This window comes from Nocardioides sp. NPDC057767, assembly GCF_042798275.1.
Taxonomy (GTDB): Bacteria; Actinomycetota; Actinomycetes; order Propionibacteriales; family Nocardioidaceae; genus Nocardioides.
This window is the reverse complement of record NZ_JBHVKJ010000054.1, coordinates 1-17,157: the sequence shown is the minus strand read 5'-3', so window position 1 is coordinate 17,157 and position 17,157 is coordinate 1. Positions and strand designations below refer to the sequence as shown.

Genomic DNA, 17,157 nt, shown 5'->3' with positions numbered 1-17,157 from the left:
ATGATCGATCCGGATGGCGAGTGCCGCCGGCTGGCCGGGTTCGCCCGGGCGTCAGCGGCCTCGCCCGCCGGGTTCTGGTGGCTGGACGAGTCCGGCCGCCCGGACCCGGCGGAGCCGGTGCACACCTGGATCACCGCCCGGATGACCCATGTCTTCGCGCTCGCTCACCTGCGCGGGGATCTCCCGGGCGACACGGCGGTCGAGCTCGCCGAGCACGGCGTCCGCGCGCTGAACGGTGCGCTGTGCGACGACGAGTTCGGCGGCTGGTTCGCCTCGGTGTCGGGGGAGGGGGAGCCGGTCGGCACCCTCAAGGAGGCCTACGCCCATGCCTTCGTCGTCCTGGCCGCCAGCAGCGGCGTCGCGGCCGGGGTGCCGGGCGCTGACGCGCTGCTCGACGAGGCGCTGGGCGTGATGCAGCAGCACTTCCTCGACGACTCCGGCCGGGTGGTCGACAGCCTCGAGCGCGACCTGCGGACGGGGGAGGCCTACCGTGGGGCCAACTCGAGCATGCACACCGTCGAGGCGTTCCTGGCCGCGGGCGACGTCACCGGGGACGGTGCCTGGCACCGGCGGGCGCTGGCGATCGCCGAGCACCTGATCCATGGTGTCGCGCGCACCCACGGCTACGACCTGCCCGAGCACTTCGACCTGGGCTGGTCGCCGCGGCTCGACTACAACGCCGACCGTCCCGGCGACCCGTTCCGCCCCTTCGGCTGCACGCCCGGCCATCTGCTGGAGTGGTCGCGTCTGCTGCTGCACCTCGACGCGAGCGTGCCGGACGCGCCGGCGTGGCTGGTCGAGGACGCCCGGGCGCTCTTCGAGCGCGCGGTCGAGGTCGGCTGGTCCGCCGACGGCGAGACCGGCTTCGTCTACACCACCGCCTGGGACGGCACCCCGGTCACCAGGCTGCGGCTGCACTGGGTGGCCGCGGAGGCGCTGGCTGCGGCCGGCGCGCTGCACACCCGCACCGGCGACGCCGTCTACACGCAGTGGCGGGAGCGGTTCGAGACCTACATCGAGACCCACCTCGTCGACCGCGAGCTCGGCAGCTGGCACCACGAGCTCGATGAGCACAACCGTCCCTCGCACGTGATCTGGCACGGCAAGCCCGACGTCTATCACGCCTACCAGGCCCTGCTGCTCGCCCGGATGCCCCTGGCCCCGGTGCTGTCGGTGCAGCTGCGCGGGACGGGTCAGGCCGCCTGGAAGGAGCGCCGGGAGAGCCCGAGGCCGTAGCCGTCCAGGGTCGTGGTGACCGGGGCCGTCGGGTCCGTGGCCGCGCCCAGGGTGACGAAGAGCGGGGTGAAGTGCTCGACGGTCGGGTGGGCGTACGGCATCCCGGGGGCGGCGGTGCGGAACCGGGCCAGCTCGGCGACGTCGCCGCGGTCCAGGGCCTCGGCGGCCCAGGAGTCGAAGTCGGAGGACCAGCCGGCGGGCTTGTTCTCGGTCATCATCTCGCGGGTGATGAACGGGAGCCCGTGGGTCATGTGGCCCGAGCCGACCACGAGCACGCCCTCCTCGCGCAGCGGCCGCAGGCGCTCGCCGAGAGCGAGCAGCCTGTCCGGGTCCTCGGTGGGCAGCGAGAGCTGCACGACCGGGATGTCGGCGGCCGGGTACATGATCTTCAGCGGCACCCAGGCGCCGTGGTCCAGGCCGCGACGGGTGTGCTGATGGGCGGTCTCGGTGTCGGGCATCAGCGCCGCGGTGGCGCGAGCGAGCTCGCTCGCGTCCGGGGTGTCGTAGCGCACCGAGTGGTAGATCGGGTCGAAGCCGCCGAAGTCGTAGACCAGCTCGTCGGGGCGGGTCGCGCTGATCGAGAGCGGCGCCGACTCCCAGTGCGCGGAGATCACCAGGATCGCCTTCGGTCGCGGCAGCGAGCGGGCCCAGGCGTGCAGCGGGTCGAGCCACTCGGGGCTCTGCAGCGGCAGCGGACCGCCGCCGTGGGACAGGTAGAGGCTCGGCAGCGGCCCGTCCGCCGGCGTCCAGACACGGTGCGGGTCGGCCGCCTCGCGAGCCTCGACCGCGCGCAGGTGCTGGGCGAACGGATGCGTCTCGGGGAGGCGGGCGTCCGCGGCGGCGGTCGTGCTCTCGGGTGCGGTGGTCATGGCGGTCTCCTGCGGCTCAGGCTAATAGTTGTTGCTTGAACTAACTCTAGGCGACCGGTGTTTGTTCCGGGCAACTTTCTACGGCAAACTCCGTGGGCGTGGAGGGCAACTGGCTGTCGCCGGCGGAGCGGGTGGCATGGATACGCCTCATCGCCGTGCTCGAGCTGCTCCCGGGCGCCCTCGACTCCCAGCTGCGCCGCGATGCCGGCCTGACCCACTTCGACTACGGCGTGCTGGCCATGCTCTCCGAGGTGCCCGAGCAGACCCTGCGGATGACCGAGCTGGCCGGCTACACCAACGCGACGCTGCCTCGGCTGTCCAACGTCGTCAAGCGCCTGGTCGACCGCGGCCTCATCGAGCGCCACGCCTGCCCTGGTGATCGCCGCGCGACCAACGTACGTCTCACCGAGGCCGGCCACGAGAAGATGGTCGCCTCCGCCCCCGGTCACGTGGACGCGGTCCGCGAGTACGTCTTCGACGCGTTGACTCCCGAGCAGGTCGACCAGCTCTCCGAGATCGCCGGCGCGATGCTCGAGCGGCTCGACCCGAGCGGCACCCGGCGCCCGCCCATCGACCCCCAGCCCTCGGGTGGTCAGGCCTCGGCGTAGTCAGTCCCGGTGGACCGAGACCTCGCCGTCGAGCTCGAGGGCGATCACGGTGCACAGCGGGTCGAGATCGTCGTCGGTGGTGAAGACGTACTCCCAGCCGGGGACCTCGTGGAGCCCGCCGATGCGTTGATGGCGGAGCTCGGCGCCGGTCCCGAGGACGTACGCCTTCAGGACCTGGTTGCGCAGGCCGCGGACCGCGACGTAGTCGTTGGGGCGGTCCAGGACGTAGAGGAACAGGGTGCGGCCGTCGTCGGAGACCGCGGTCGGGCCGTAGAAGTGTCCGTGCGGAAGGCCGCGGCGGATGCCTCGGACGGCAGGGGGGTGGCGCGACACCCAGTCGCCGAGCGCCTCGAGGCGCTCGGTCTGCTCGGGCGTGATGGTGCCGTCCTCGCGCGGCCCGACGTCGAGGAGCAGGTTGCCGCCACCGCCGATCGTCTCCACGAAGGTGCGCACGATCTGGCGCGGTGACTTGTGGTTGTCGTCCTGTGGCTGCCAGCCCCAGGAGTCGTTGATGGTCAGGCAGAGCTCCCACGGGCCGTCGGGCGGCTCGACCGGGACGCCCTGCTCCGGCGTCACGTAGTCACCGTGACCGAGCATCCGGCCGTTGACCACCATCTCGGGCGCGAGCTCGCGCAGCTCTGCCCGCAGCTCCCGCATCCGCCACTGCCGCTCGTCGCGCTCCCACTCGCCGTCGAACCACAGCAGGTCCGGCTCGAAGCGGGTCACCAGCTCGCGGATCTGGGCGCGGTGGAACTCGAGGTAGCGCTCCCAGCGCTCGGGCTCCTCCTCGCCCCGGCGAGGGACCGCGTAGGGGTTGTCCTGGACCGAGGGGTGCTGCACGGCCGGCCGCACCGTCGCATAGTCCGGGTGCGTCCAGTCGAGGTGGGAGAAGTAGAGGCCGACCTTGAGCCCTCGGCGGCGTACGGCCTCGACGAACTCGGCGACGAGGTCGCGGCCGGCCGGCGCTCTCTTGACCACCGACAGGTCGTTGACCTGGGTGTCGTAGAGGGCGATGCCGTCGTGGTGCTTGGCGGTGAGCACGGCGTAGGTGGCCCCGGCCCGCTCGAAGAGCTCCGCCCAGGCGTCGGCGTCGAACTCGGCGGCGGTGAAGCGGTCGATCTGGGCCATGTAGTCGGCGTAGGGGACCCGGCCGTCGTAGAACGACCAGGACTCGGCGACGCCAACCAGTGGACGAAGATCCCCAGCTGCGCCTCGGGGAACCAGGAGGCGATCGGCATGCCCGTCATCCCAGCTGTCCCGCGACGGCGGCACGGGTGTGATCGAGGGCGCGCTCGCGCAGCGTCGTGCCGCCGCCGGTGACGATGCCGATGCTGAACCCGTCCCACATCGCCCGCAGCCGCTCGGAGACAGCCTCGCGGTCGGGCACCTGCGGGAGAGCGGCGGCGAAGAGCCGGACCAGGTCGGCGTGCCACTCGTCGTCCATCGCGCGCTGCGCGGCGGCGAGCTCGGCGTCGTACGGCGCCCGTGCCCACAGCTCGAGCCAGAGGAGCCAGCGCGGGTCGCGCTCGTCGAGGGCGAGGTAGACGTCGACGAAGGACAGCAGCGCCTCGACCCCTCCTGACCTGGACGCCTCGACCTTCTCCAGGATGGGCGCCCGCTGTGCCGCGTACTCGTTCTCGCTCCAGCGCAGGGTCTCCAGGAGCAGGCCGTTGCGGGTGCCGAAGTAGTAGAGGAGATGGCCGCCGCTGGTGCCGAGCCGGGCCGCGAGCGAGGCCATCGTCACTTTCGCGAGCCCCTCCTCGGCCACCATCTCGAGGGTTGTCGCGAGCACCTGCTCGCGCGGTCGTTCCAGGCGTCTGTTGGAGCGTGTGCGCGTCACCTCGACAGTGTCTCCTTGTGCTCGCGGGGTGAAATCTTCGGTCCCACCCCTTGACTCTAGCGGTTATCTGGGTCACTTTGAATGCCGTTCAAAGTTTTGTACGGCGTTCAAAACTCGCTGTACCCTCATCCCCAAGGAGAACCGCGATGATCGAATCCATGCAGGTGAGCCCGGACGAGGTGACGCCGACGCACGAGCGGCGCCGGCTCGCGCGGGTGCTCGGACCCGGTGCGGCGGTTCTGCTGGTGCTCTCGTGCATCACGCCCGCCTCGAGCCTGTTCATCATCGTCCCGGAGCTGTTCGCGACCCAGGGGAGCGGCGCGGTGCTGGCCGTCGTGGCCGGCTTCGCGGTCTCGGTCGCGATCGCCGCCTGCTACGCCGAGCTGGGCACCCGCACCGCCAGCTCCGGCGGTGAGTACGCGATGGTCACCCAGACGCTCGGCAAGTCGATGGGCTGGCTGACGTTCTCCCTGGCAGGCGTGCTGCTCTGGCTCATCCCGCCGATCTTCGCCCTCGGCACCGCCGACTACCTGGCCGACCTGGTGGAGCTGCCGCGAGCCGCGACCGGCGCGATCGTGATGCTGCTCTCGACCGCCACCGCGATCCTCAACATCAAGGCCAACGCCGTGGTCACCGGCACCTTCCTCGCGCTCGAGATCGTCGCCGCCGTCGTCGTCACCGTCCTCGGCCTCGGCCACGTCCAGCGCGGCCCCGGCGAGCTGGTGACTCCGCACGTCATCGGCGAGAACGGCCTGGAGCCCTTCACCCTGGCGATCCTGATCTCCGGCCTCGCGGTCAGCACGTTCCTGGTCAGCGGCTTCGGCACCACCGTCTACCTGTCCGAGGAGATCGTCGACCCGCGTCGCAACGTCGCCCGCGTGGTCTTCTGGACCCTCGGCCTGGGTGGCCTGGTCATCCTGGTGCCGACCGTGACCACGGTCCTGGCGGTCGACGACCTCAGCGACCTCGCCTCCGGCAACTTCTCCCAGTGGGTCGCCGCCTGGGGCGGCGAGCGCGTTGCCGTCGCGGTCAACGTCGCCATCGCCATCGCGATCCTCAACGCCGTCATCGTGATGGTGCTGCAGAACGCCCGGGTCGTCTACGCCTCCGCCCGCGACCGCTCCTGGCCCTCGCCGGTCAACGCGGTGCTCACCAAGCTGCACCCCCGCTACGCCACCCCCTGGCTTGCCACCCTCGTGATCGGCATCCCCGGCGCGATCCTGGCCGGCGCCGTCGAGATCGAGGCGCTGCTCGGGGTGACCTCGGTGGTCATCTCCACGATGTACGTCGTCGTCGCGATCGCCGCGCTCCGCGCCCGCCGTCAGGGGCCGGCCGCCGAGGGCTGGCGGATGCTGCTGTGGCCGCTGCCGCCGCTGGTCGTGATCGGCGCGATCGGCTACGCGCTGGCCGGCTCCGCGCGGACCGACATCCTGATCACGGTGGCCATCGTCGTCGCCGCCCTCGCTTACTACTACGTCTACCTCGCCCGCAGACCGGGCGAGCGGTTCCTGGTCGTCGACCCGACCGAGGACTGAGCACATCCCCTGAACCCGACTCGACCCGACGAATCGAACGAGAGAGAAGAACGCCATGGCTCGCTACGGAACCCAGTTCGGCCCCGACATCACCTTCCTGGGTGTCGACCGGTGTGACTGGGCCGACCCCGCGACGTACGAAGGTGCCGACGTGGTCATCCTCGGCGCCCCCTTCGACGGAGGTACGTCGCACCGGTCGGGCACCCGGTTCGGCCCGCAGTTCATCCGGCAGACGTGCTACCTGGCCCACGACGGCTCACGGCCCTCGCTGGCGATGCGGGTCGACGCGCTGCAGGACATCCGGGTGCTGGACGCGGGTGACGTGGAGATGTTCTCCGGCGACGCCGAACGCTCGGTGCGCGACCTGCAGGAGGCCGTCCACGCCGTGACGAGCAACGGCGCCATCCCGCTGGTGCTGGGTGGCGACCACACGATCGCCTGGCCCGACGCAGCCGGCGTCGCCCAGCACCTCGGCCAGGGACGCGTCTCGATGATCCACTTCGACGCCCACGCCGACACCGGGGACATCGAGTTCGGCTCGCTGATCGGCCACGGCCAGCCGATGCGCCGGCTCATCGAGTCCGGGGCCCTGCGCGGCGACCGGTTCCTGCAGATGGGGCTGCGCGGCTACTGGCCCGAGCCCGAGACGCTGGACTGGATGGCCGATCAGGGCATGCGCTCCTACGAGATGACCGAGATCGTGCACCGCGGTCTGGAGGAGTGCCTCACCGAGGCCTTCACCATCGCCACCGACGAGTGCGACGGCGTCTTCCTCTCGGTCGACATCGACGTCTGCGACCCCGGCCACGCTCCCGGCACCGGCACCCCGGAGCCGGGCGGACTGACCGCCCGCCAGCTGCTCGACGCGGTCCGCCGGATCGCCTACGAGCTGCCCGTGGTCGGCATCGACGTGGTCGAGGTCTCGCCGCCCTACGACCACGCCGACATCACCTCGTTCCTCGCCAACCGGGTTGTCCTCGAGGCGCTCTCGGGCATCGCCCGCCGCAAGCGCGACCAGGCCGACGGGACCCGCTGGGACCCGAGCCTCCCGCTGCTCGCCCAGCGCCCCGACCGACGACCCACCGACACTCAGGAGAACTGACATGACCACCCATGACGTGATCGTGGTCGGCGCCGGCGTGACCGGCCTGACCGCGGCCTGGCGACTGGCCCAGGCGGGCCAGGACGTGCTCGTCCTGGAGGCGCGCGACCGCGTCGGCGGCCGGCTGCGCACCGAGGCGCACGGCGCACCCGGCGCCGAGGCCGACTTCGAGATCGGCGGCCAGTGGGTCTCGCCGGACCAGGACGCCCTGATCGGGATCCTCGACGAGCTCGAGCTGCCGACCTACCCGCGCTTCCGCGAGGGGGAGTCCCTCTACGTCGACAGCACCGGTGTCGCACACCGCTTCGGCGACGAGCTCCCGGTCGGGGAGTCCACCGCGGCCGCGATCGCGCAGCTGACCAAGACGCTCGACGCGCTGGCCGCGGCGATGGACCCGGCCCGGCCGTGGGAGCTCGACGACGCCGACCACCTCGACAGCGTCTCCTTCCGTACCTGGCTCGAGCAGCAGTGCGACGACCCGGTCGCCATCGACAACATCGCCCTCTACATCGGGCCGGCGATGCTGACGAAGCCCGCGCACTCGTTCTCCGCGCTCCAGGCGGTGCAGATGGCCGCCAGCGCGGGCTCCTTCAGCAACCTGGTCGACGCCGACGTGATCCTCGACCGCCGAGTCGTCGGTGGCCTGCAACGGGTGCCGCTGGCCCTCGCCGAGCGGCTGGGGGACCGGGTCCGGCTCGGTCAGGACGTCACGCACATCGAGTGGGACGAGGACGGCGCCGTCGTCCACGTCGGCACCGAGATCCACGCCGCGCGCCGGCTCGTCCTGGCGGTCCCGCCGACCCTGGTCAGGCGGATCCGGTTCAGCCCCGAGCTCCCCGCCGAGCACCGGATCGCCCGCGAGCACCAGTCCTTCGGGCTGGTCATCAAGGTCCAGGCGCAGTACGCGACGCCCTTCTGGCGCGCCGACGGCCTCAGCGGCACCGGCTTCGCGCCGTGGCAGCTGGTCCACGAGGTCTACGACAACACCCCCGAGGGCGAGTCGCGAGGAACGCTGGTCGGCTTCGTCTCCGACGAGCGCGCCGACACGGTCGGCCGACTCTCCGACGACGAGCGGCGTCGCCGGGTGCTGGAGTCGCTGGCCTCCTACTTCGGGGAGGCCGCGCTGCGGCCGCTCACCTACGTCGAGAGCGACTGGCAGCACCAGGAGCTGACCGGCGGTGCGTACGGGACGAGCTTCGACCTCGGCGGGCTCACCCGCTGGGGCGCGGTGCTGCGCGAACCGCTCGGGCCGATCGAGTTCGGCAGCAGCGACGTCGCCGGTCACGGCTTCCAGCACGTCGACGGGGCCGTACGTGTCGGGGACGAGATCGCGGGCAGGATCCTCACGGTTGCAACGTGATCGCAGCGAAGCGGGACCTAGCGTCACATCGGGCGCGCTCATCGTGGGGATGAGCGCGCCAACCTCGAGAAAGGTCCACCCCCGTATGCGCCTCCTCCTCATGGGACCGCCCGGTGCCGGCAAGGGCACCCAGGCCGCCGTCATCGCCGAGCGCTTCGCCGTGCCGGCGATCTCGACCGGCGACATCTTCCGGGCCAACGTCGCCGAGCAGACCGCGTTGGGCGTGGCGGCACAGGCCTACATGGACGCGGGCGAGTACGTGCCGGACCAGATCACCAACGCCATGGTCGCCGACCGGCTCGCCGACGGTGACTGCGCCGACGGGTTCCTCCTCGACGGCTACCCGCGCACACCGCAGCAGGTGGCCCAGCTCGACGCGATCCTGGAGCGCGTCGGCGTCGGGCTCGACGCGGTGGTGCTCCTCGAGGCCGACACCGACGAGCTGGTCGGCCGGCTGCTCGCCCGCTCCCAGGAGCAGGGTCGCGCCGACGACACCGAGTCGGTCATCCGCCGGCGGCTCGAGGTGTACGCCGCCGAGACGGGCCCGCTCGCCGACCACTACGCCGAGCGTGACCTGCTCGCGAGGGTGGACGGCCTCGGTCCGGTCCACGAGGTCACCGAGCGGATCCTGACCGTGCTGACCTCGGCCGCTCAGCGGACGGCAACCTCGGCGCCGTAGCGCTCGACGCAGAAGGCCGAGAGGCGCTCGGCCAGGGCGGCGAGGGCCTCGGCGGCATGGTGCTGGGGGTCCCAGGCCGCGTACAACCTGATCCGGACACGCCCGGCCGGCGCCTCGATGTGCAGCGGCACGAGCCCGAAGCGCGGGTCGTCGGAGACGACCGCGACCCCACGGCCCGAGGCGGCGAGAGCCTGCGCGACCTGGGCGTTGGACACCTCGAGGACGTCGCCGTAGCCGACGGCGGCGTCCTCGGCCGCTGCGTCCAGCAGGGGCCGGGGCCGCAGGTCCTCGGTGAGCAGCACGAGTGGCCGGGTCACCAGGTCGCGTACGTCCACGGACCCCCGCCCCGCCCACGCGTCGTCGGGCCGGACGTAGGCCCACACCGGCAGCACGGCGAGTGCGTGGGAGGCCAGGGACCGGCCCGGCGGCCGGGTGACGATCGCCAGGTCGGCGCCGGCCCGGACGGCGGCGGCCGCGCCGCGCGGGTCGAGCTCGCGGACCATCGCGACCGGGTCCTCGGGTCCGAGGGTCGCGAGGAACGGGGCGAGCACGTCGGTGAGCGTGGTGGACGGCACCGCGAGATGCAGCTCGTCGAGCCTCCCGGAGGCGAGCACCCCGACGGCGCGTTCGAGGTCGTCCGCGTGTGCCAGCAGGTCGCGGGCGCGGGGGAGGAGGTCCTCGGCCGTGCGGGTGAGCCGCAGCCGCCGTCCCTCCCGGGCGAACAGCGGCACGCCCAGGCCGGCCTCGAGCTGGCGCAGCTGTCGGGACAGGACCGGCTGGGTCACGTGCAGCACCTCGGCGGCGCGGGTCGCGGAGCCCGCGTCGGCCGTAGCGACGAAGTAGCGCAGCAGGCGCAGATCCATGCTCACGAGACATGATTCTAGTAGTCAAAAGGTCTTGGACGACATGTGTCGCCGAGCCTCATGCTGAACCCATGACCGAGCTCTCCACCCTCGAACAGTCCCGCCTCCTGCGTACGCCCCTGCCCGGCCCGCGCTCCCAGGAGCTCATGGCCCGCAAGGTCGCGGCCGTGAGCCAGGGCGTGGCCACCACCATGCCCGTCTTCGCCGCCCGTGCGGCCGGCGGGATCGTCGAGGACGTCGACGGCAACCGCTTCATCGACCTCGGCTCCGGCATCGCGGTGACCACCGTCGGCTCCAGTGCCGCCCGCGTGGTCGAAGCGGTCTCCGATCAGGTGGCCGCGTTCACCCACACCTGCTTCATGGTCACGCCCTACGAGGGCTACGTGGCCGTCGCCGAGCAGCTCGCCCGGCTCACCCCCGGTGACCACGAGAAGCGCACCGCGCTGTTCAACTCCGGCTCCGAGGCCGTCGAGAACGCGGTCAAGATCGCCCGCTCGTTCACCGGCAAGGACGCCGTCGTGGTCTTCGACCACGCCTACCACGGGCGCACCAACCTCACCATGGCGATGACGGCGAAGAACATGCCCTACAAGCACGGCTTCGGGCCGTTCGCCGGCGAGGTCTACCGTGCCCCGATGTCCTACCCCTTCCGCGACGCCGACGAGATCGACGGCAAGCTCGCGGCAGCCCGGGCGACCTCCCTGATCGAGACCCAGGTCGGCGCCGAGAACCTCGCGGCCGTCGTGATCGAGCCGGTCCAGGGCGAGGGCGGCTTCATCGTCCCGGCGCCCGGCTTCCTCGCCGCGCTGGCGGAGTGGTGCCGCGCCAACGACGTGATCTTCGTGGCCGACGAGGTGCAGTCCGGCTTCGGCCGCACCGGCACCTGGTTCGCCGTCGAGCACGACGGCGTCGTCCCCGACCTCGTGGTCAGCGCCAAAGGCATCGCCGGCGGCCTGCCGCTCTCCGCGGTGACCGGTCGCGCCGACGTCATGGACGCCGTCCACCCCGGTGGCCTGGGCGGCACCTACGGCGGCAACCCGCTGGCCTGCGCCGCCGCGCTGGCCGTGATCGAGACCATCGAGGCCGAGGACCTGCTCACCCGGGCCCGCCAGATCGAGACGCGCCTGCTGGGCCGACTCCGCGACCTGCAGGAGAACGACCCGCGCATCGGTGACGTACGCGGCCGGGGCGCGATGATCGCCGCCGAGTTCGTCGACCCGGCGACCGGCGACCCCGACGGCGCGGTCGCCAAGGCGGTCGCCGCCTACGCCCACCGCCAGGGCGTCATCACCCTGACCTGCGGCACCTGGGGCAACGTCATCCGCTTCCTGCCGCCGCTGAGCATCTCCGACGAGCTGCTCGACGAGGCCCTGGACGTACTCACCGCCGCACTGGAGGAGACCAAGTGACCATCAGCACCGAGACCGGCTACCTCGCCGCCCTCGAGCCGGGCAGCGGCGTCCTCGTCGGCGGCCGCTGGCGCCCGGGCGCGGCCGGCGTCTTCGCGGTCGAGAACCCGGCGACCCGCGAGCACGTCGCGGACGTCGCCGACGGCACCACCGAGGACGCGACCGCCGCCGTCGACGCGGCCGCCGCGGCTCTCCCCGCGTGGTCGGCGCTGCCGCCGCGCACCCGCAGCGACCTCCTCGGCCGCGTCCGCGACCTGATGCTGCGCGACGCCGACGACCTCGCCGCTCTGATCGCGCTCGAGAACGGCAAGTCCCTCACCGACGCCCGCGGCGAGGTCGGCTACGCCGCCGAGTTCTTCCGCTGGTACGCCGAGGAGGCCGTCCGCCCGCACGGCGACTTCGGTCCCTCGCCGGCCGGCGGCACCCGCACCATCGTCACCCACAAGCCGGTCGGCGTGGCCGCGCTCGTGACGCCGTGGAACTTCCCGGCCGCGATGGCCACCCGCAAGATCGCCCCCGCCCTCGCGGCAGGCTGCACGGTCGTGCTCAAGCCCGCCTCCGAGACGCCGCTGACGGCGCTCGCGGTCGCCCGGCTGATGGCCGAGGCGGGTGTGCCCGACGGCGTCGTCAACGTCGTCCCCGGCCAGGACGCCGCCGGCATCGTCAGCACCTGGCTCGCCGACCCGCGGGTCCGCAAGATCTCCTTCACCGGCTCGACCGGCGTCGGCCGCGTCCTGCTCCGCCAGGCCGCCGACCGCGTCGTGAACACCTCGATGGAGCTCGGCGGCAACGCGCCGTTCGTGGTGACGTCCTCCGCGGACGTCGAGGCGGCGGTCGAGGGCGCCATGGTCGCCAAGTTCCGCAACGGGGGACAGGCCTGCACCGCCGCCAACCGGCTCTACGTCCACGCCGACGTCGCCGAGGAGTTCACCGCCCGCCTCGGTGCCGCGGTCGAGAAGCTCCGGGTCGGCCCGGCCGAGCAGGGCAGCGACATCGGCCCACTCATCTCCGCGAAGGCGTACGCAGGAGTCACCGGTCTCGTCGACGCCGCCGTGGCCGCGGGAGCCGTGATCGCCCACCGCGCCGAGGTACCCGCCTCGGAGGGCTACTTCTACGCGCCGACGGTCCTCACCGGCGTACCGGCCGACTCGCCGCTGCTGCGCGAGGAGATCTTCGGCCCGGTGGCCCCGATCGTGGTCTGGAACGACACCGAGGAGCTGCTGGCCGCGGTCAACGACACCGAGTTCGGCCTGGCGGCGTACGTCTACGGCGAGCTGGGCGAGGCGCTGCACGTGGCCGAGCGGATCGACGCCGGGATGGTCGGAGTCAACCGCGGCCTCGTCTCCGACCCGTCGGCGCCGTTCGGTGGCGTGAAGCAGAGCGGCATCGGGCGCGAGGGTGCGCGGGCGGGTCTGGAGGAGTATCTCGAGACGCAGTACCTCAGCGTCGCCTGGTGACGGTGCCGCTGGTGATTGGCATCACGTAGGCCCCATCCCCGATGATGTGACCCAGGCCACCCGCACACCCTGCGGGTGGTTCCTCGGGACAGCCTCACCCCGGCGGTCCCGGCAAACACTCCAGACGGACCACCAGTGCCGCCCGGCAGATTGAGGAGTCACCCCTATGACCGCAGTGTTCGAGCCTGGGACATCGTTCGAGGCCTACGACCTGGCAGACCGCTACCGCGTCGGGGCCGGCCCCGTGCTGCTGACCGGGATCCAGGCGATCGCGCGGATGCTCGTCGAGCAGCGCGCCCTGGACCAGCGCCGCGGTCTGCGGACCGGCACCTTCATCTCCGGCTACCCGGGCAGCCCGCTCGGTGGTCTCGACCAGCTGCTGCTGGGGCTGCCGAAGGAGATGGCCGACGCCGACATCACCGTGGTTCCCGGCCTCAACGAGGAGCTCGCCGCCACCGCCGTGTGGGGCTCGCAGTCCGCGGTCACCCTCGACACCGAGCGCTACGACGGCGTGACCGGGGTCTGGTACGGCAAGGGTCCCGGCGTCGACCGGGCGCTGGACGCGATGCGTCACGCCAACATGTACGGAGCCCACCCCAGCGGCGGCATGCTGATGCTGGTCGGCGACGACCCGGCCGCCAAGTCCTCGACCGTGCCTGCGGTGAGCGAGCGGACCCTGGCGAGCCTCGGCATCCCGGTGCTGTTCCCGCGCAACGCCTCCGAGATCGTCGAGTACGGGATGGAGGGCATCGCCCTCTCCCGTGCCTCCGGCTGTGTCGTCGCGCTCAAGATCGTGGCCGACGTCGCCGACGGCGCCTGGGTGGTCAACCCGGAGATCGGCGTCCTCGACCCGGTGACGCCGAAGACCCAGTGGGACGGCGTCCCCTACACCTACGAGCCGACCAAGATCGAGCTCTTCCCCGACCGGATCGTGGGCGCCGAGGCGAAGCTCTACGGCCCCCGGATGAACGTCGTCAAAGCGTACGCCGCGGAGAACCACCTCAACCGGATCGAGGTCAAGGCGCCCGGCGCCAAGATCGGCATCGTCGCCTCCGGCTCCTGCTACGACTCGATGCGCCAGGGCCTGAAGGACCTCGGCCTCGACCACGACGCCCTGATGGCCGCCGGCATCCGGGTGCTGCGGCTGGGCATGATGTGGCCGGTCGAGCCGACCATCGTGGAGGCCTTCGCCGAGGGGCTCGACGAGATCCTCGTCGTCGAGGACAAGACCTCCTTCATCGAGCAGGGCATCCGCGAGATCCTCTACGGCGAGCCCTCTGCTCCCGTCATCATCGGCAAGAAGGACCGCGCCGGTGTCCCGCTGGTGCCGCTCGACGGCGAGCTGACCGCCGGCCGGCTGCTCGCGCCGCTGCGCCGTGCGCTGAAGGGCCACGCCCAGCTCAAAGCAGCCGGGCCCGCCCGGATCGACCTGCCGCTGCTGTCGACCTCGCGCACGCCGTACTTCTGCTCCGGCTGCCCGCACAACCGCTCCACCGCGCTCCCGGAAGGCAGCCTGGGCGGCGGCGGCATCGGCTGCCATACCCTGGTGACCGCCTCGCAGCGCGAGGACAGCGCGGTCGTCGGCATCACCCAGATGGGTGGCGAGGGCTCGCAGTGGATCGGGCAGGCGCCCTACAGCCACGCCGCGCACACCTTCCAGAACGTCGGTGACGGCACCTTCTTCCACTCCGCGCAGCTCGCCATCCAGGCGTGCGTCGCGGCGGGCGTCAACATCACCTACAAGCTGCTCCACAACGACGTCGTCGCGATGACCGGTGCCCAGAAGCGGCAGGGCGAGGTCGAGATGGCCCAGCTGACCCACAAGCTGATGAACGAGGGCGTCAAGGCGATCATCGTGGTCGCCGACGAGCCGAAGCGCTACCGTCGCGCCCACTTCCCGGCAGGCGTACGTCTGTGGCACCGCGACCGCCTCGACGAGGCCCAGCGAGACCTCCGTGAGATCGAGGGCGTGACCGTCCTGATCTACGACCAGCACTGCGCCGCCGACGCGCGCCGCCAGCGCAAGCGCGGCAAGCTCGAGCCCCGCAACACCCGGATCGTGATCAACGAGGCCGTCTGCGAGGGCTGCGGCGACTGCGGTGTGAAGTCCAACTGCCTCTCCGTCCAGCCGGTCGAGACCGAGCTGGGCCGCAAGACCCGCATCGACCAGACCTCGTGCAACACCGACTACACCTGCGTCGAGGGCGAGTGCCCTTCGTTCATGGCCGTCGAGACCGACCCGAAGGTCAAGACCGCGAAGAAGAAGACGCCCGAGCCGCCGACGGTCGCGGACCCGGGCTACGCCGAGCTCGACCGCACCTACGGCGTCTTCATGGCCGGCATCGGCGGCACCGGCATCGTCACCGTCAACCAGGTGCTGGCGACCGCCGCGCTGCGCGCCGGCTTCGGCGTGGAGTCGCTCGACCAGGTCGGGATGAGTCAGAAGGCGGGTCCGGTGACCGGCCACCTGCGGTTCGGCCCGGGCGCGATCGATCCCTCCAACCGGGTCACCCCGGGCTCGGCCGATGCGCTGCTCGGTTTCGACCTGCTCACCCTCGCCGAGGGCAAGAACCTCGCCTACGGCGACCCGGCGCGCACCCGCGCGGTCGTGTCGACGTCGAAGACGCCGACCGGCCCGATGGTCTACGACAAGGACATCGCCTACCCGGCCGACGACGAGCTGCTCACCCGGGTCAACGGGGTGACCTCCTCGCTGCGTGCTTTCGACGCGCTCTCCGCCGCCGACACCCTCTTCGGCAACACCGCCGCGGCCAACTTCCTGCTGGTCGGTGCCGCCTACCAGGCCGGTGCGCTCCCGATCCCGGCCGAGGCGATCGAGGAGGCCATCGGCATCAACGGTGTCGCGGTCAGCGCCAACGTCGCCGCGTTCCGCTGGGGCCGCGCCTCGGTCGCCGCGCCGGAGGAGTTCGCCAAGGTCACCGGCACGGCCACCGCGCCGGTCGAGGAGATCGCCGTCCCGGCCCTCGACGAGGCCAAGTTCGACGGTGAGGTCCGCCGCCTCGCGGAGTTCCGCGCCCCGAAGCTGGTCGCCTTCCAGAACCAGCAGACCGCCCGCGACTACGTCGAGGTCGTCGACCGGATCTGGAACGCCGAGCGCGCGGTCACCGACGAGACCCGCTTCTCCGAGGCGGTCGCCCGCTACCTGTTCAAGCTCACCGCCTACAAGGACGAGTACGAGGTCGCCCGGCTGCTCACCGCTCCGGCTGCCCTCGACGGCGTCCGTGCCGAGGTCCAGGGCAAGATCAGCTTCAAGCTCTCCCCGCCGGTGTTCGGAGCGTTCCTGAAGGGTCGCAAGATGACCTTCGGTCCGCGCTCCCACTTCATGCTCCGCCTCCTGGCGACCATGAAGTTCCTGCGCGGCACGGCCCTCGACCCGTTCGGTCGTGCCCACGTACGCCGCGCCGAGCGCGCTCTTCTCGCGCACTACTCCGAGCTCGTCGACTCGCTCGCCGCTGAGCTCACCGAGGAGTCCTACGCCCGGGCCGTCCGTCTCGCGGAGCTCCCGGACATGGTGCGCGGCTACGAGAACGTGAAGATGCGCAACGTCGAGGCCTACCGCGAGGCGCTCGCCGCCGAGGGGATCGACCTGACGGTCTAGAGAACGCCGAGTGCATCTGCCAGCCTCGACCGCGCTCCGGCGCTGTCGAGGCTGGCCTCTACCCGGCGGACGTTGCCGGCCGAGGGGTAGGCGAACAGACCCATCAGCGCCAGCGAGACGACCCCGCCGATGACGTACGTCATCACCTGGCCCTCGGTGAGGACGAACGCGAGCGCGAGGGAGACGAGCGCGACCAGCTCGCTGAGCACGAGCCGGAGGATCACCGACATCTGGTGCTTCTGCAGCGCCTCGCCCTTCGCCTTCTCCGGGTCCTTCCCCGGGGTGATCGGGGCGACCCGGAACCCGATCGTCGCGAGGATCAGGGCGACGACGACACCGGCCACGACCTGACCGCCGATCACGTACGTCGAGGGCAGCGTCAGGTCGTCGTCGGGAACGCTGAGGTAGACGACCACCCCCAACACCACGATCATGCTCATGAAGGCGAGCGCCAGCATCTGAGCCGAACGCAGGGCGGGTGTGGGCATCTGAGACTCCTCATCGACGGGCGGCTGTCCGGGTGACTGGGACGCAACCTAGCGGACGCCGGGGCCCCGGGATGCGGTTCGCACCCCGGGGC

General features: G+C 71.7%; 14 protein-coding genes. 9 read left to right on the top strand and 5 right to left on the bottom strand.

The window, feature by feature from the left end; genetic code table 11:
• On the top strand, positions 1–1,236 hold the full coding sequence (locus tag ACFVDI_RS22990) for an AGE family epimerase/isomerase (RefSeq protein WP_378910784.1): 1,236 nt from the start codon (positions 1–3) through the stop codon (positions 1,234–1,236).
• Here the strand turns inward: ACFVDI_RS22990 and ACFVDI_RS22985 are convergent.
• Positions 1,194–2,105, bottom strand: a complete 912-nt coding sequence (locus ACFVDI_RS22985; RefSeq protein ID WP_378910781.1) for a dioxygenase — start codon at positions 2,103–2,105, stop codon at positions 1,194–1,196. The genes ACFVDI_RS22990 and ACFVDI_RS22985 overlap by 43 nt on opposite strands.
• Before the next feature lie 98 nt (positions 2,106–2,203).
• Between ACFVDI_RS22985 and ACFVDI_RS22980 the strand changes: the two genes are divergently transcribed.
• Complete coding sequence (locus ACFVDI_RS22980) at positions 2,204–2,713, top strand: MarR family winged helix-turn-helix transcriptional regulator (RefSeq protein WP_378910779.1); 510 nt, start codon at positions 2,204–2,206, stop codon at positions 2,711–2,713.
• Here the strand turns inward: ACFVDI_RS22980 and ACFVDI_RS22975 are convergent, their stop codons facing one another.
• Together ACFVDI_RS22975 and ACFVDI_RS22970 are read right to left on the bottom strand one after the other, a co-directional pair.
• Complete coding sequence (locus tag ACFVDI_RS22975; RefSeq protein ID WP_378910774.1) at positions 2,714–3,841, bottom strand: alpha-L-fucosidase; 1,128 nt, start codon at positions 3,839–3,841, stop codon at positions 2,714–2,716.
• 115 nt (positions 3,842–3,956) lie between these two features.
• A complete protein-coding gene (locus ACFVDI_RS22970) occupies positions 3,957–4,553 on the bottom strand; it encodes a TetR/AcrR family transcriptional regulator (protein ID WP_378910771.1) in 597 nt (198 codons plus the stop codon).
• Between the two features lie 146 nt (positions 4,554–4,699).
• On the opposite strand from ACFVDI_RS22970, the gene ACFVDI_RS22965 reads away from it, so the two are divergent.
• The 4 genes from ACFVDI_RS22965 (at position 4,700) to ACFVDI_RS22950 (ending at position 9,229) form a co-directional block, all read left to right on the top strand.
• Entirely contained in the window at positions 4,700–6,088 is a 1,389-nt protein-coding gene (locus ACFVDI_RS22965; protein ID WP_378910768.1) for an APC family permease, read from the top strand.
• 55 nt (positions 6,089–6,143) lie between these two features.
• Positions 6,144–7,190, top strand: a complete 1,047-nt coding sequence (gene speB / locus ACFVDI_RS22960) for an agmatinase (RefSeq protein WP_378910765.1) — start codon at positions 6,144–6,146, stop codon at positions 7,188–7,190.
• Position 7,191: 1 nt separating this feature from the next.
• The gene (locus ACFVDI_RS22955; protein ID WP_378910762.1) at positions 7,192–8,550 is read left to right on the top strand and encodes a flavin monoamine oxidase family protein; all 1,359 of its coding nucleotides are present in this window, start codon (positions 7,192–7,194) and stop codon (positions 8,548–8,550) included.
• Between the two features lie 85 nt (positions 8,551–8,635).
• Positions 8,636–9,229, top strand: coding sequence for an adenylate kinase (locus ACFVDI_RS22950; RefSeq protein ID WP_378910760.1), 594 nt, complete (start codon positions 8,636–8,638; stop codon positions 9,227–9,229).
• Here ACFVDI_RS22950 and ACFVDI_RS22945 read toward each other — a convergent pair.
• Positions 9,202–10,092, bottom strand: a complete 891-nt coding sequence (locus ACFVDI_RS22945; protein WP_378910877.1) for a LysR family transcriptional regulator — start codon at positions 10,090–10,092, stop codon at positions 9,202–9,204. The two genes, ACFVDI_RS22950 and ACFVDI_RS22945, sit on opposite strands and share 28 nt — an antisense overlap.
• A 71-nt stretch (positions 10,093–10,163) precedes the next feature.
• Here ACFVDI_RS22945 and gabT point away from each other — a divergent pair, with 71 nt between their 5' ends.
• The 3 genes from gabT to ACFVDI_RS22930 all read left to right on the top strand — a co-directional run bounded on the left by gabT (position 10,164) and on the right by ACFVDI_RS22930 (position 16,577).
• Positions 10,164–11,501, top strand: a complete 1,338-nt coding sequence (gene gabT, locus ACFVDI_RS22940) for a 4-aminobutyrate--2-oxoglutarate transaminase (RefSeq protein ID WP_378910758.1) — start codon at positions 10,164–10,166, stop codon at positions 11,499–11,501.
• Complete coding sequence (locus tag ACFVDI_RS22935; protein WP_378910754.1) at positions 11,498–12,958, top strand: NAD-dependent succinate-semialdehyde dehydrogenase; 1,461 nt, start codon at positions 11,498–11,500, stop codon at positions 12,956–12,958. The genes gabT and ACFVDI_RS22935 overlap by 4 nt, the downstream gene beginning before the upstream one ends.
• A 166-nt stretch (positions 12,959–13,124) precedes the next feature.
• The gene (locus tag ACFVDI_RS22930) at positions 13,125–16,577 is read left to right on the top strand and encodes an indolepyruvate ferredoxin oxidoreductase family protein (protein WP_378910752.1); all 3,453 of its coding nucleotides are present in this window, start codon (positions 13,125–13,127) and stop codon (positions 16,575–16,577) included.
• Here the strand turns inward: ACFVDI_RS22930 and ACFVDI_RS22925 are convergent.
• Positions 16,574–17,065 (bottom strand): hypothetical protein, encoded by a 492-nt coding sequence (locus ACFVDI_RS22925; protein WP_378910749.1) that lies wholly within the window; start codon positions 17,063–17,065, stop codon positions 16,574–16,576. The two genes, ACFVDI_RS22930 and ACFVDI_RS22925, sit on opposite strands and share 4 nt — an antisense overlap.
• Positions 17,066–17,157: the final 92 nt, after the last annotated feature.

Bases quoted from the DNA above. Each gene is read 5' to 3' on its own strand.
- ACFVDI_RS22990 (WP_378910784.1), top strand. From the start codon at position 1: ATGATCGATCCGGATGGCGAGTGCCGCCGGCTGGCCGGGTTCGCCCGG.
- ACFVDI_RS22985 (WP_378910781.1), bottom strand. From the start codon at position 2,105: ATGACCACCGCACCCGAGAGCACGACCGCCGCCGCGGACGCCCGCCTC.
- ACFVDI_RS22975 (WP_378910774.1), bottom strand. From the start codon at position 3,841: ATGGCCCAGATCGACCGCTTCACCGCCGCCGAGTTCGACGCCGACGCC.
- ACFVDI_RS22965 (WP_378910768.1), top strand. From the start codon at position 4,700: ATGATCGAATCCATGCAGGTGAGCCCGGACGAGGTGACGCCGACGCAC.
- speB (WP_378910765.1), top strand. From the start codon at position 6,144: ATGGCTCGCTACGGAACCCAGTTCGGCCCCGACATCACCTTCCTGGGT.
- ACFVDI_RS22955 (WP_378910762.1), top strand. From the start codon at position 7,192: ATGACCACCCATGACGTGATCGTGGTCGGCGCCGGCGTGACCGGCCTG.
- ACFVDI_RS22950 (WP_378910760.1), top strand. From the start codon at position 8,636: ATGCGCCTCCTCCTCATGGGACCGCCCGGTGCCGGCAAGGGCACCCAG.
- ACFVDI_RS22945 (WP_378910877.1), bottom strand. From the start codon at position 10,092: ATGGATCTGCGCCTGCTGCGCTACTTCGTCGCTACGGCCGACGCGGGC.
- gabT (WP_378910758.1), top strand. From the start codon at position 10,164: ATGACCGAGCTCTCCACCCTCGAACAGTCCCGCCTCCTGCGTACGCCC.
- ACFVDI_RS22930 (WP_378910752.1), top strand. From the start codon at position 13,125: ATGACCGCAGTGTTCGAGCCTGGGACATCGTTCGAGGCCTACGACCTG.
- ACFVDI_RS22925 (WP_378910749.1), bottom strand. From the start codon at position 17,065: ATGCCCACACCCGCCCTGCGTTCGGCTCAGATGCTGGCGCTCGCCTTC.